This window comes from Sediminispirochaeta bajacaliforniensis DSM 16054 (genome assembly GCF_000378205.1).
Lineage (GTDB): Bacteria > Spirochaetota > Spirochaetia > DSM-16054 > Sediminispirochaetaceae > Sediminispirochaeta > Sediminispirochaeta bajacaliforniensis.
Genome location: NZ_KB899422.1, coordinates 1 through 12,634, shown reverse-complemented (window position 1 = coordinate 12,634; position 12,634 = coordinate 1). Strand labels below are relative to the sequence as shown.

Genomic DNA, 12,634 nt, shown 5'->3' with positions numbered 1-12,634 from the left:
TATGAAAGAATATAAGGTGATGAACAATATCATGATTCCGATGAAGGATGATGTCAAATTAGCGATGGATATCTATTTCCCAGAGGGAGATTCTGAATCCTATCCGGTTATTCTCGAGCGAACTCCATATGGAAAAAGGGAAGCAAACGACTATGATATAGATGACCCAAATGGGCAAGCATCTTCTCGGCAAAAGATAGCTTCATTCTATAATAAGCATGGATATGTAGTAATCTTTCAGGACTGCAGAGGCAGATACGATTCTGAAGGTGTATTTATCAAATACTTTAATGAAGCTTCTGATGGCCAATATACTATTCAGTGGATCAGAAAACAGCCTTGGTGTAACGGAAAGGTTGGTGTTATGGGATTTTCTTACACTTCCCATGCTGCAATGGCTCTCGGGTGCTTGCTTTCCGAGGGAATAGATTGCATGTTTATCGATTCTGGAGGCTTCTCTAATGCTTATTTTAGCGGGATCCGTCAAGGTGGGGCATTTGAACTGAAGCAGTTGATCTGGGCTTTTCTTCAGGCCCAGGTTAGTCCTGCTGCGATACAGGATCCTATAATTACAGAATCGTTGAAAAGCGAAGATATCTTTGCCTGGATGGATAGAATGCCTCTTAAACGGGGGCATTCCTTGCTTCGAAATTTTCCAGAATATGAGGATATTGCTTTTTCCTTCTGGGAAAAAGGAACGTATGGAGCGTATTGGAAACAATTAGGAATTAATACCAGTGAATACTATGATCGATTTATTGATACGCCCATCTTTCTGATTAGCGGTTGGTATGACCCTTACGTTAAGACCATCCTTGAAAACTATGAGGCTTTTAGTAAAAGGCACCAAAATCCCGTTTATCTTATGATGGGCCCTTGGACTCATAATAATAGGGCCATGACTATAGCAGGCGAAGTTGATTTTTCTGCAGAAGCACTAATACATACCGGTTATGCCAATTCTTATCAGGAACTCAAGTTGGCCTGGTTTGACAAATTTCTAAAAGGCAAGGATGTTCTCCCAGAAGATGGGAAAAAAGTAAAGATTTTTATTATGGGAGGTGGTTCAGGCAAAAAGAATGACAACGGCACAATTAGCCATGGAGGACATTGGTTTTCTGCCGACAGCTGGCCCTTGCCAAATACTATCTTTGTTCCGTACTATTTCCATGCAAATGGATCTTTGTCGGATAAAAAGAGCACTCTTTCTGAATCATTTATTGAATATATTTTTGATCCCAGAAATCCGGTACCGTCTGTTGGAGGGACTATTACTTCTGGTGAGCCTATCATGCGCGGTGGCGCCTATGACCAAAAGGAAGGTGATCGTTTTTTTGGTTCTAAAAAACCCTATTTACCGCTTGAGGCTAGGGATGACATCGTGGTATTTCAAACATCGATTCTTGATGAGGATAAAGTTATCGCAGGACCAATCAAGGCAAGGTTATGGATTTCGTCGGACTGTAAGGATACCGATTTCACTATTAAACTCATAGATGTCTATCCCATAAGTGAAAGCTATCCGCAAGGATTTGCCATGAATATCACCGACGGTATCATGAGAGTGCGATATCGGAATTCTTTTGAGAACCCCGAACTTATGGTTCCTGGAGAAATTTATGAGGTTTTCGTAGAAGCTTTTTCGACCGCAAATCTGTTTAAAAAAGGACATCGGATTCGAATTGATGTATCAAGTAGTAATTATCCTCATTTTGATGTGAATCATAATACTGGAGATCCCGAAGGAAAAGGGCAGGTTATGTTAAAAGCTAAGAATAGGCTTTATCTTGATAAAGAGCATGCTTCCTATGTAGATTTGCCAATTGTGAACAGTTTATAATTGGTTGTTACAGAAAATGGGGTAAGGATGGATAGGAAAAAAAGGCTTGCAGATGTTGCTCGGATGGTCGGATGCTCAATTACGACGGTTTCAAGAGTTATCAATAATAATTCCAGTGTGAATGATAGAACCAGACAAGCAGTTGAGAAGGCTTTACAAGAAATTGGTTACTTCGAGAACAAAAAAATGCCAGAACGGGAAGGCAAGAAACAGCTGATTGGCTTGATTATTCCTAATATGCTTGCAATAGGTATCTACCCATTTGTGAAGGGGGTTATGGAGGTTGCCGATTTGCATAATTTCAATGTGATTACCAGTGAATCAAACCATTCTGTTGTCAATGAGACGAAATTATGCAAAAGCATGATCGAATGCGGCGCACAAGGGATTGTTTTTTTCCCTTGTGCGCCGCATTCCGGCGAGTGTTTATTACAAATTCCCAAGTCCTATCCTATTGTCGTCTTAGATAGATCGACAAAGAATATTCCTGAAAACACTGTGAGTGTATTGGTTGACCATAAATACAATGGTTATCTTGGAACCAAGTATCTATTGAACCTTGGACATAAAAATATCGCTGTGTTGATGGGCACGTATAACGGAGAAAGGAGCCCATCACAACTTGAAATGTTGAAAGGATATAGAAAAGCAATTGAAGAGGCCGGACTCCAATTCCGAGAAGAACTGACTATTTATGGGACTACCAATATTGATGTCACAACAAGGGCCATAGATGAATTCCTTTCGCGGAAGATTCCTTTTTCCGCAATCTTCGGGTTCAATGATTTGCTTGCGTTTGGTGCCTATAATGCTTTAACGAAGAGAGATATAAAAATACCTGAGGATGTTTCAGTATTGGGACATGATTCGACTATTTTTTCTGAAGTTTTGGGTATGACGACTATTGATAATCGGGGTATTGAAATTGCCAGATTTGCCGCGGAGGCATTATTCTCTCTGATCGATAAAAAAAAATTGCTTGAGATTACTACTGTCAGCAAGTCAAGTTTAATGATCCGTAATAGTTGCGGCAGATTTCATGGTGATAAAGTCTATTAACAATGATTTTCCTTTCCCTATAGATCGTTTCTAAGAGCGATTCTATCAGAAATTATCGAAAAAAGGAGCGAAACATCGGATAAGAATACACGATTTATTTTTGTATTTCATGACCTACATATCAATGAAATTATAAAATACGGAGGAAGATTTCTGTGAAGATAGTTGAAAAGAAATATCCTGAGGGCTTGGTGGATGATCAGCGTATGGTTCGGGTTTTTTTGCCTGATGGATATACTGATAATAATGAGAGATATCCCGTGGTCTATATGAACGATGGACAGGACGTTTTTTATGACTCTCATACATTTGGAGCTGTGGAAAGCCTTCGATTTGTCCAATACTACCAAGATTATGGAAAATTCCTACCACAGATAATCATCGTTGCTATTGAAGCTCCCTCTGTGGCAAGTGAACGAACAGCTTTATATTCCCCTTATACAAAAAGTTTTGTTGTACCAAAGGAAAAAAAATTTGAATCCTATATCAAAGGTAGTGGGAAAGAGTATTTACAGTGGATAATTGAAATACTTAAACCTGATATTGACAGAACCTATCGGACATATCCCGATCCGGATTTCACTGCACTATGCGGTTACAGCACAGGCGGTTTGAATAGTGTGTATGCTTCGATAGCTTTTCAGGAATATTTTCATAGGATCATCGCTATTAGTCCGGCAATAGCAATTTGGTTGGATAAGTTACAGGAAACAATGAATCACTGTTCTGGCTGCGACAGTCTCAAATATGTATACCTTGATGTCGGGACAAATGAAAATGGAAGGATGACAACGGCTTCAGAATTTCTTGAGGGAAGCAGTACCATCGTGCGTTTTTATGAAGCTCAAGGGCTTAATCAAGATAATTTGAAATACAATGTTTATCAGAATGCTGTCCATAGCCAATCCGAATGGAGAAAACGGTTTCCTGATGCACTTAGGTGGATTTTTCAAGATATATAGGAGCGTCATATGACTATTGTAAAAAAAGCTGTTGCTGGCACCATGGAATCGAGTGATATTATGATTGTGGTGGATAAACCCGAAGGGGAAGGAATTCATATCACCCTTGAAAGCCCTGTCAAGAAACAATTTGGCGATCGAATCAAAGAGGTTATCCTCGATAGTGCTAGAAAAGTTGGGGTCAAAGATGCAGACATCAAGGCAATCGATAAGGGGGCACTGGATTGTGTCATCATGGCGAGAGCAACAACGGCCCTCTATCGTGCCTGTGAATCAATAGATTATCAATGGGAGAAGTAGATATGGCCGATAGATTGAGAAGAACCATGATGTTCGTCCCGGGAAATAATCCAGGAATGGTAAAAGATGCATATATCTATAAATGTGATAGCATCATGTTCGACCTTGAGGATTCGGTTTCTCTCGCCGAAAAAGATGCTGCGCGGGCTTTGCTCTTCTATGCATTGACTTCTGTGGATTATGGTAATAAGGAACTTGTTGTACGAATCAATGATCCGAGAACATCTATGGGTGTCACGGACCTGGAAGCAATGGTTCGTGCCGGTATCGATGTTATTCGTCTGCCAAAGACGGAAACAGCGGATGATATCCGATTCTGTGAAAAAGAGATTTCCCGAATAGAAAAGGAATGTGGCCGTAGTAAAAGTACCCGAATGATGGCCGCAATAGAAAGTGCCGTAGGAGTACTTAATGCAAGAGAAATTGCCCTTTCCAGTAAACGATTAATAGGAATAGCATTGGGGGCGGAGGATTATGTTACCGATATGAGGACGAGTAGAAGCCCCGACGGTAGTGAACTTTTTTTTGCTCGAAGTATGATCTTACATGCCGCCCGAGCCGCCGGCATTGCTGCACTGGATACCGTTTATTCCGATGTCAATAATGAAGAAGGACTTATCAAGGAGACCATGTTGATCAAGCAGCTTGGTTTCGATGGAAAGTCGGTAATCAATCCTCGCCAGATAGAGCCTATCATCAAGGTTTTTACACCGACACAAGAGGAAATTCGTAAAGCGCAGGATATTATGGAAGCAATACGGCTGGCCAACGAGAAAGGATCGGGAGTTATTGCCCTTAATGGGAAAATGGTCGACAAACCTGTTGTTCTGCGCGCCGAGCGTGTTTTAGCGCTTGCAAGGGCTGCCAAGGTTTTATTATAGGAGAAACATCATGGATACGAATATCAGGCTGGAAGCCATTCCCAATATCGAAAAGCTGAAAGGAATCAACGGCATATACACCGATGATCATGCTCACAAGGATGTATTGTCCTTCCTGGAAAAGGAGCAATTTGAGAGTAAGATCCTGAGGAGCCTTGAAGAGGCAATTGAAAAAAGTGGTCTTCAAAACGGCATGACTATTTCTTTTCATCATCATTTTCGGGATGGGGATTACGTGTTGAACAAAGTAATGGATGTCATAGCCGGTATGGGATTTAAAGACCTGACACTTGCCGCAAGCTCCTTGATGAATGTCCATGAACAATTGATAAAACATATCAAAAGCGGAGTAATCAAGCGCATCGAAACCAGTGGAATGCGTGGAAAATTGGCGGAAGCCGTTTCCAACGGCCTGATGGATATCCCCGTCGTTTTTCGTTCCCACGGCGGGCGTGCCTATGCCATCGAAACCGGTGCCTTAAAAATCGACATTGCCTTCATAGGCGCCCCCTCCTGCGATCCTTTCGGCAATGCCAATGGATATTCCCGTGACAATGATACCGGGATCGTCTGCGGCTCTTTGGGCTATGCAAAGACTGATGCCCAATATGCTGATAAAGTAGTGGTTATTACCGACAATATTGTTCCCTTTCCCAACGTTCCCTCGGGTATTCCACAGTCCGATGTGGATTACGTTGTCAAGATCGACGCCATAGGAGATCCAGCAGGCATCATGAGCGGGGCAACCCGGTATACAAAAGATCCGAAGGAACTGATGATTGCCGAAACCGCTGCCAGTGTCATTACCGGCAGCGGCCGTCTGAGGGAAAGCTTTTCCATCCAGATGGGATCGGGAGGAGCCTCCCTTGCAACGGTCAGATTTCTGCGGGAAGAAATGGTAAAAAGGGATATTCATGCCAGTTTTGCACTTGGCGGCATCACTGGTCAGATTGTCAAACTCCATGAAGAGGGGCTCATAAAAAAGATTCTTGATGTCCAGTCCTTTGATTTGGACGCCGCACGATCTTTAAAGAATAATCGCTTTCACCAACAAATATCCGCATCATATTATGCAAGCCCGGGTAATGTAGGCTCTGCAGTCAATCAACTCGATGTGGTTATTCTATCCGCCCTGGAAGTAGATGTTGACTTCAATGTAAATGTTCTCACAGGTTCCGACGGCGTCATCAGAGGAGCAATCGGCGGACATAGTGACACCGCTGCCGGAGCCGCTTTGTCGATTATTGTCTGCCCCCTTACACGGGGAAGAATCGCAACCATCGTCGATCATGTAAACACAATTGTAACGCCGGGTAAAACCATCGATGTCGTTGTTACCGATCAGGGAGTGGCGGTAAATCCCCGCAGGAACGATTTGATCGAAGCATTAACAAAGGCCAATATGGAACTGACCACAATCGAGAATCTCCGACGTAAGGCCATACAATTGATAGGTAAATCGAAGCCAATCGAATATACCGACAAGATTGTAGGGGTCGTTACCTATCGTGACGGCTCGGTAATTGACTTGATTCACCAGGTCAAGGATTCGATTGATGTCTCATGAGAAGGCTTGTGATAATTGGGACGTCCCCTCCTTGGAGGCGGTTCTTGAGGCCCGGGAGAGACGGGTTGCCAGGAAACAAAGGTTGGTAGAAACATACAACGCAAACGTAATTGCATTTACGATGAATATTCCGGGGCCGGTAAAAAATACACCATGTATCAGCGCTTGTTTTTTTTCCGGGATAGAAGCCTTGCTGATCTATATGAAGGAGCATGATCTTACGGAAGTCGAGGAGTATCTGCTTTCCACCGGCCCTGAGGGCTATTTCATCTTTCCCGTAGCCGCTTCTCAATGGGCGGTAAAAAGGAAGCTGATGACCTTTGAAGAAGATCATCCAATAGGCAGATGGTTCGACTTTGACGTAATGGATAGTTCCCTGCGTGCCATCACTCGTGAAGAGATAGGCGCAAAGCCTCGGCGTTGCTTTCTTTGTCATGAGCCGGCAAAGAATTGCGGAAGAAATCGAACCCACAGTGTCGAAGAGCTGGTCGCTTATACAAAGGAAACATTGAATAACTATCTACAGATGGAGGGGAAGGGAGTCTTCAATGAGACAAGCAGGGACTTTAACGCCGGTAGCAAGTAAGTCGCACATCATTTCATATATTGGGTATAGCGCGCATGCAGCGCTTATAGAAGAAGTATCGGCAACCCCTAAACCGGGATTGGTTGACCAACACAATTCCGGCTCGCATTCCGACATGGACTATGCGTGCTTTGTTCGCAGTGCAAATGCCCTTAGTCCCTATTTCACGGAAATGGTAAGCATCGGGTATCATTGGCGCCGGAACCTGGAAGATTTGTTTCTGGCGATTCGTCCTATCGGCATTGAGGCAGAAAAGGCCATGTTATCGGTCACAAATTCGGTCAATACACATCGGGGAGCAATCTTTTCTTTAGGCATCATGTCTGCGGCCTCTGCATATGTCCATGCACAATGGAGACACTTCGATATCGCACACATCTTTTCAACATGCATCGATATGACGCAACATATACTTCAATCGGAATTACTAGAACTTAAAACGCTATGTCCCCGAACCCATGGTGAAAATGTATATATGAAGGACGGCTCGAAAGGTGTTCGGGGAGAAGCAATGACAGGTTTTCCCTCGGTAAGGAAGGTTGCTCTTCCTCTTATGGTATCCTACATGGCACGGGGGTATCAGCAAAATCTCTGTAATGTCCAAGTGCTTTTACATCTTATGGCAGTGGTAGACGATTCCAATGTTCTTGCGAGACAGGATCGAAATACCTTGGAATTGATACATGCAATGGCGAAGGATATTCTTGCAATAGGAGGCTGTTTTACTCAGGAGGGCATGAAATCGGTGCAAAGCCTTGACGCATATTGCATTGCTCGACACATCAGCTGTGGTGGGTGTGCCGATCTGCTGGCCCTGACGATTTTCCTGGCAAAACTGCTTCTTTACGATAGACCATGATGGGGTTTCTATGGATACGAATGATATAGCCGACATGACGGAATTCTCCGGCTACCTTGCTTCTCCTCATTGGGAAAGCAGAGTGTCGGATTTCCTAAATAAAAACGGCCTTCATTATGAGGGGCCAGCGGAATTCATGATCTGCCTGTTGTCGCACAGTCTGATTATCGGGACAGGAGCTGTGGATGGGAATGTCATTAAGTATCTTGCAGTACATCCTTCGTATCGACAGTACGGTATTGCATCGCATATCGTTAGTAAACTGGTCACATATGCATATACCAATGGGCAAGAACATCTATTTTTATTTACAAACCCGAAGAATATGGCTGTATTTGCCGATATCGGATTTTATCCCATACTTCAGACGGATGATGTTCTGTTTATGGAAAACAGAAAGCAGGGATTACAAGACTATGTTGACTTTCTACGAAGTGCGACCGAACGGTTTATAAAAGAACGCGCAATATGTGAGGGTGCCGTTGGTTCAATAGTGGTGAATTGCAATCCCTTTACCAATGGGCATCGATACCTCATCGAACGCGCAAGTAAGGAGTGCTCGTTGGTACATCTCTTTGTTGTATCCAGTGAGAAGTCTTTATTCAGTGCTAAAGACCGATATGAAATGGTGAAAGAAGGTGTTTCTTCTTTACGCAATGTCATGGTTCATAAGACGGAAGACTACTTGGTTTCTCCTGCAACCTTCCCCAGCTATTTTCTCGACGACATAGACAAAGCCGAACAGATTAATTGCAAACTTGACATTGCACTCTTTATGCGTTTTTTTGTACCGGCACTCGGGATTTCGAAAAGATACCTCGGAACAGAACCTTACTCGCATGTAACAAACGCCTATAATGCAGCATTACAACGAACTTTGAAAAAGGCCGGAGTCGAAGTAATAGAAATCGAACGGAAGCATTGTAACGGAAAACCTATAAGTGCCTCATTAGTCAGGAAATACATACATGCCGGAAACATTCAGGCCATTCTTCCTTTGGTTCCTGCAAGTACCTACGAATTTATTGTAAAACATCAATTAGCGAGAAATGACAAAAAAAGATTGTGACCTGAGCCTTATACGAGTAAAATCTCATTGGAATATGTACATCAAAGCTTGAGTGGATTTTATTCAACGTGTCGATATTTAACCACATTAGAAAGGAGTAAGTTATGTCAAAGTATTATGTAAATGACAATGCTCAACCCACAGGCGAACATGAAGTTCATACACAAAACTGTATGCATCTACCGGAAAATCGGACGTATATTGGAGAATACTCGAGCTGCCATGATGCGCTAAAAAAGGCAAGGACTATATATACCAACGTTGATGGTTGCTCCTACTGTTGTCCGTCCTGCCATACCAGATAAAATAGCGTTACGCCTATATGAATGCCTCGATTAATCTGAATGTGAGGACATGAAGGAAGAAGCAGAATAATACGCTGCTTGAGGTTCTTTCTCAAAGTACATAAAATGGTATTTCGGAGGCTGATCATGAAAAAATGGTATGATGAGGAGTATGAATGGGAGATCAAGGTAACAGGCTTTCTTCGAAGTGAGCACACAGAAAGGTATTGCCGAAACGGTGAGGAAATCGGAGATACGTATACGTGTACGTATGGCTGTCCTGTAAATCAGGATGGGCAGGGTATTTGCTCCAAAGTAATGATGATGATGTTTCCAATCATGGAGGCGGTTAGAAGTGGTGGAGATTTAGAGAACATCGGTGGAAATAGTAAATATAGCAAGGAAATTGTATGCCCGGACGGTTGCGTTATGTTTAGGATGAGTGCAAAGAAACTCGGAAATGAGAATTTTTATAAAGGAAAATTTTTTGAGTAAATTTGATTTTATGGTCAGTGGATCATAAAATCCAGCAAGAAACTTGAGACGCCCATTTGGAAAAGCGATAGCATATGAGAAAGGCCAGTGGACATACATTGTCAAAAAATCTTTGCTATTTCGTATTTATCCCTGAAAATAGGGTAATCGTATAAACGCTTCCTTGAGTTTCTGCTTTGCCGACTGGAAAAGTATTTCGTTTTTATCTGTTAATTCTTCTTCTCCAAAATAGCGGTCTGCAATATATTTTGTATAGCGCAGCTCCATCATCACGCTCTCGATCCGCTCACCAAAAAGCTCACGGTAGTGGTTAATAATATATCCTCCCAAGTTTGCATTATCTATCACACTGTAGCCTTGTGCTGAAAGGCTTTCATGCAGTCCATGCAATGTCTGTTTAGAGGACGTAAAGCCACGTCGGTTGGATAGATAAACATCCTGGCTGCCGCCATCAGCAAAATTAAGGAAGAAGCTGTGCAGGTCCAAAAGGAGAACCGTCGGATACACCTTTAATTTTTTGCATAGCAGCTTTTCAAGCGCCTGATGGTAAGGATCATAAAATTGGCTTACCCGGCGGCTAATTTCATTTTCATCCAGCGGCGAAGGGTATAAGGGACTGCCTTGGGTATTTTCCTGATAGACCACGGTTTTACGGTAATCACCCGTTTTTGCACTCGAGGCCGGCCGATTCATGTCCACCACATAACGGCTCAGCTGGTTGATGATAGCCGTGCAGCCCATTGCGGGAAGAAAGTCGTACAGCTCGGGTAAAAACCAATCTGTATTTGAGAGACATGCATTATCAAGAAAACTGTTACGAATGTCTTCGGGGACAAAGGTGCCGCTGTGGGGTATCTCAATCACCACCGGAAACAGATGTGTATTTTCGTTTACTATAGTATAGTGTTCCATTTTTATTCACCCCAATCTTACGAGTCAATTAGCTCCTGGATAAGATTCTATGTTTTCGTATTCATCTTCCGTTATAACTTATATGTAAACTTATAATGAGATTTCACCATTCCTTCTTTTTCATAGAATGAGTGTGTTTTCTTCCTTTTGACATTGCATGACACTTCAAGTAATATGCAACCCTTTTCATGTGCAATTCCTTTCAAAGTATCAAGAATTAATCCGCCGTAGCCTTTACCGCGTTTATTGTTGTTAATATACAATTCCTGAATCTCACCAACTTTTCCATTGTGATGAAGTAGCTGCTGTATATGCAAACTTGCAAAACCAATGACAACATTTTCATCTTCAGCAACTAAATAAAATACATTAGAATTTTCAATATTGCTGGAGAATAACTTAGAAAAAGTTGATCTATTCAATTCATAGTTCTCTAACTCACAGATCATCCGCCATATATTGTCGAGGTCATCATGTCTTGCTTCTCTGAAAAGTATTTTACTCATTTCATGCCTTTCTTTTGTTATTTATTTCACATAGCTTCTGCTGTTATGACTTAACCTCTTCTAATAGTGAAAACGACAAGCAATTATCTTTATCAATTCGTTTTCCATTTCGTAAATTAATCTATGCGCTTGATCTATTCTCCGGGACCAACAACCCTGAAGCTGATATTTCAAAGGCTCGGTTTTACCCATCCCTTCAAAAGGATTTCTTTGGATATCCTTTATTAATTCATTTATTCGACGTAACAACTTTTTATCATTTTTTTGCCAATAAAGATAATCTTCCCATGATTCGGGTGTGAATAGCCAATTCATTCTTCAATCAGCTCTTTCGAAAAGCTTTTTCCTTCGCGGGCTGAGTGTAATGATTTCGCCAAATGTTCAGCATTATTTTTTGAAGAAAGCAAGTACTGTGTTTCTGTTAAACTATTATAATCCTCTAAAGAAATCAGTACTACATTTTCATTATCTTTACGGGTAACTATTAGGGGCGCGTGATCATGATAAACTTTATCCATCCGAGCCTTCAAATTCCTTCGTAAATCTGTATAATTAATCACATCCATAAGTACAATATATTGTGCAATTTAACGTACGTCGAGTCAAACGTACCCATTAAGAGCTTGCCATCAAATGTAGCTTGTGCTGCTCCAATGGCAGACTTTAGTCTATCTATATCTCTGACCCCAGAAACACAAACAGCTGCTGCAATCTCACTTCTATGAATCTCTTGCACTTCCTCGAGTGTCAGAAAGCGAAAATTCATATTACTTGGCGAGCTTGTTTAGTGACTTTCGGTGCTTCTTGGCAAGCTGTTCATAATCTCTTCAAGACCTATATCCTTGTTTGTATTCTCTCATAAACTCATTCATCTTCCTTTGTTGTGCCTGCAGGTTCTTTCCTGCCCGATTACAGGCCGCTGCTTTCAATTCTCGATGTATCCGTTCATGACGACCATTCTGTTGCGGTGGTGCTGGATCACGATACACTGGCTGGATCCCTAACTCCATCAGCCACACAGCAAACTTAGTTATTCGCGCTTTATGTCAACATAGATTACGCGCTCTTTGAAATATTTTGTGAAGATTTTTTACCTTCGGTAGAGGATTGTCCTTCATAGTTTTTACCAGGATTCAGAACCACCACATTAGATGGCGTCCACTTCCTGACGGATCGCTTTCCCCATCGTTCAGCATGAGAGTTTCGAGCAGCTTCCATCGTGGCGTTTCTCCGCTTGAACAGCTCGGAATCCTTGCCGGTTCTTTTCTCATTGGGGGTGATGTATCCGAGCGCTGAATGCAGATGGTGATAATT

General features: G+C 42.1%; 15 protein-coding genes and 1 pseudogene. 10 read left to right on the top strand and 6 right to left on the bottom strand.

Annotation, left to right across the window (positions count from 1 at the left end):
* Window position 1 precedes the first annotated feature (1 nt).
* The 10 genes from F459_RS0115775 (at window position 2) to F459_RS0115725 (ending at window position 9,902) form a co-directional block, all read left to right on the top strand.
* Window positions 2-1,840, top strand: coding sequence for a CocE/NonD family hydrolase (locus F459_RS0115775; RefSeq protein ID WP_020613681.1), 1,839 nt, complete (start codon window positions 2-4; stop codon window positions 1,838-1,840).
* Window positions 1,841-1,867: 27 nt separating this feature from the next.
* Entirely contained in the window at window positions 1,868-2,899 is a 1,032-nt protein-coding gene (locus F459_RS0115770; protein ID WP_020613680.1) for a LacI family DNA-binding transcriptional regulator, read from the top strand.
* Window positions 2,900-3,054: 155 nt separating this feature from the next.
* On the top strand, window positions 3,055-3,861 hold the full coding sequence (locus F459_RS0115765) for an alpha/beta hydrolase (protein WP_020613679.1): 807 nt from the start codon (window positions 3,055-3,057) through the stop codon (window positions 3,859-3,861).
* Window positions 3,862-3,870: 9 nt separating this feature from the next.
* On the top strand, window positions 3,871-4,161 hold the full coding sequence (gene citD / locus F459_RS0115760; protein ID WP_020613678.1) for a citrate lyase acyl carrier protein: 291 nt from the start codon (window positions 3,871-3,873) through the stop codon (window positions 4,159-4,161).
* 2 nt (window positions 4,162-4,163) lie between these two features.
* The gene (gene citE / locus F459_RS0115755) at window positions 4,164-5,042 is read left to right on the top strand and encodes a citrate (pro-3S)-lyase subunit beta (RefSeq protein ID WP_026295066.1); all 879 of its coding nucleotides are present in this window, start codon (window positions 4,164-4,166) and stop codon (window positions 5,040-5,042) included.
* Between the two features lie 10 nt (window positions 5,043-5,052).
* On the top strand, window positions 5,053-6,609 hold the full coding sequence (citF, locus tag F459_RS0115750) for a citrate lyase subunit alpha (RefSeq protein WP_020613676.1): 1,557 nt from the start codon (window positions 5,053-5,055) through the stop codon (window positions 6,607-6,609).
* Window positions 6,599-7,195, top strand: coding sequence for a citrate lyase holo-[acyl-carrier protein] synthase (gene citX, locus F459_RS0115745; protein WP_020613675.1), 597 nt, complete (start codon window positions 6,599-6,601; stop codon window positions 7,193-7,195). Before citF ends, citX begins: the two co-directional genes overlap by 11 nt.
* Window positions 7,158-8,054, top strand: coding sequence for a triphosphoribosyl-dephospho-CoA synthase CitG (gene citG / locus F459_RS0115740; RefSeq protein WP_026295065.1), 897 nt, complete (start codon window positions 7,158-7,160; stop codon window positions 8,052-8,054). The genes citX and citG overlap by 38 nt, the downstream gene beginning before the upstream one ends.
* Window positions 8,055-8,064: 10 nt before the next feature.
* Window positions 8,065-9,123 carry a [citrate (pro-3S)-lyase] ligase gene (gene citC / locus F459_RS0115735; protein ID WP_020613673.1) on the top strand — a complete coding sequence of 353 codons (1,059 nt, stop codon included), beginning with the start codon at window positions 8,065-8,067 and terminating at the stop codon, window positions 9,121-9,123.
* A gap of 431 nt (window positions 9,124-9,554) precedes the next feature.
* Window positions 9,555-9,902 (top strand): TIGR04076 family protein, encoded by a 348-nt coding sequence (locus F459_RS0115725; protein ID WP_020613671.1) that lies wholly within the window; start codon window positions 9,555-9,557, stop codon window positions 9,900-9,902.
* Window positions 9,903-10,028: 126 nt separating this feature from the next.
* Here F459_RS0115725 and F459_RS0115720 read toward each other — a convergent pair whose 3' ends face one another.
* The 6 genes and pseudogenes from F459_RS0115720 to F459_RS24285 all read right to left on the bottom strand — a co-directional run.
* Window positions 10,029-10,814, bottom strand: a complete 786-nt coding sequence (locus F459_RS0115720; RefSeq protein ID WP_020613670.1) for an N-formylglutamate amidohydrolase — start codon at window positions 10,812-10,814, stop codon at window positions 10,029-10,031.
* Window positions 10,815-10,885: 71 nt separating this feature from the next.
* On the bottom strand, window positions 10,886-11,320 hold the full coding sequence (locus tag F459_RS0115715; protein WP_020613669.1) for a GNAT family N-acetyltransferase: 435 nt from the start codon (window positions 11,318-11,320) through the stop codon (window positions 10,886-10,888).
* Between the two features lie 60 nt (window positions 11,321-11,380).
* Window positions 11,381-11,635 (bottom strand): Txe/YoeB family addiction module toxin, encoded by a 255-nt coding sequence (locus F459_RS0115710; protein ID WP_020613668.1) that lies wholly within the window; start codon window positions 11,633-11,635, stop codon window positions 11,381-11,383.
* Window positions 11,632-11,886, bottom strand: a complete 255-nt coding sequence (locus F459_RS0115705; protein WP_026295064.1) for a type II toxin-antitoxin system Phd/YefM family antitoxin — start codon at window positions 11,884-11,886, stop codon at window positions 11,632-11,634. The genes F459_RS0115710 and F459_RS0115705 overlap by 4 nt, the downstream gene beginning before the upstream one ends.
* Before the next feature lie 261 nt (window positions 11,887-12,147).
* Window positions 12,148-12,330 carry an integrase core domain-containing protein gene (locus F459_RS24700; RefSeq protein ID WP_081623748.1) on the bottom strand — a complete coding sequence of 61 codons (183 nt, stop codon included), beginning with the start codon at window positions 12,328-12,330 and terminating at the stop codon, window positions 12,148-12,150.
* 46 nt (window positions 12,331-12,376) lie between these two features.
* Window positions 12,377-12,634, bottom strand: a pseudogene (locus tag F459_RS24285) (hypothetical protein); the annotation flags it as partial.

Excerpts from the sequence above, each read along its gene's own strand:
- citF (WP_020613676.1), top strand. The coding sequence starts at position 5,053 with ATGGATACGAATATCAGGCTGGAAGCCATTCCCAATATCGAAAAGCTG.
- F459_RS0115725 (WP_020613671.1), top strand. The coding sequence starts at position 9,555 with ATGAAAAAATGGTATGATGAGGAGTATGAATGGGAGATCAAGGTAACA.
- citC (WP_020613673.1), top strand. The coding sequence starts at position 8,065 with ATGGATACGAATGATATAGCCGACATGACGGAATTCTCCGGCTACCTT.
- F459_RS0115775 (WP_020613681.1), top strand. The coding sequence starts at position 2 with ATGAAAGAATATAAGGTGATGAACAATATCATGATTCCGATGAAGGAT.
- F459_RS0115720 (WP_020613670.1), bottom strand. The coding sequence starts at position 10,814 with ATGGAACACTATACTATAGTAAACGAAAATACACATCTGTTTCCGGTG.
- F459_RS24700 (WP_081623748.1), bottom strand. The coding sequence starts at position 12,330 with ATGGAGTTAGGGATCCAGCCAGTGTATCGTGATCCAGCACCACCGCAA.
- citX (WP_020613675.1), top strand. The coding sequence starts at position 6,599 with ATGTCTCATGAGAAGGCTTGTGATAATTGGGACGTCCCCTCCTTGGAG.
- citD (WP_020613678.1), top strand. The coding sequence starts at position 3,871 with ATGACTATTGTAAAAAAAGCTGTTGCTGGCACCATGGAATCGAGTGAT.
- citE (WP_026295066.1), top strand. The coding sequence starts at position 4,164 with ATGGCCGATAGATTGAGAAGAACCATGATGTTCGTCCCGGGAAATAAT.
- F459_RS0115770 (WP_020613680.1), top strand. The coding sequence starts at position 1,868 with ATGGATAGGAAAAAAAGGCTTGCAGATGTTGCTCGGATGGTCGGATGC.
- F459_RS0115710 (WP_020613668.1), bottom strand. The coding sequence starts at position 11,635 with ATGAATTGGCTATTCACACCCGAATCATGGGAAGATTATCTTTATTGG.
- F459_RS0115705 (WP_026295064.1), bottom strand. The coding sequence starts at position 11,886 with ATGGATGTGATTAATTATACAGATTTACGAAGGAATTTGAAGGCTCGG.
- citG (WP_026295065.1), top strand. The coding sequence starts at position 7,158 with ATGAGACAAGCAGGGACTTTAACGCCGGTAGCAAGTAAGTCGCACATC.
- F459_RS0115715 (WP_020613669.1), bottom strand. The coding sequence starts at position 11,320 with ATGAGTAAAATACTTTTCAGAGAAGCAAGACATGATGACCTCGACAAT.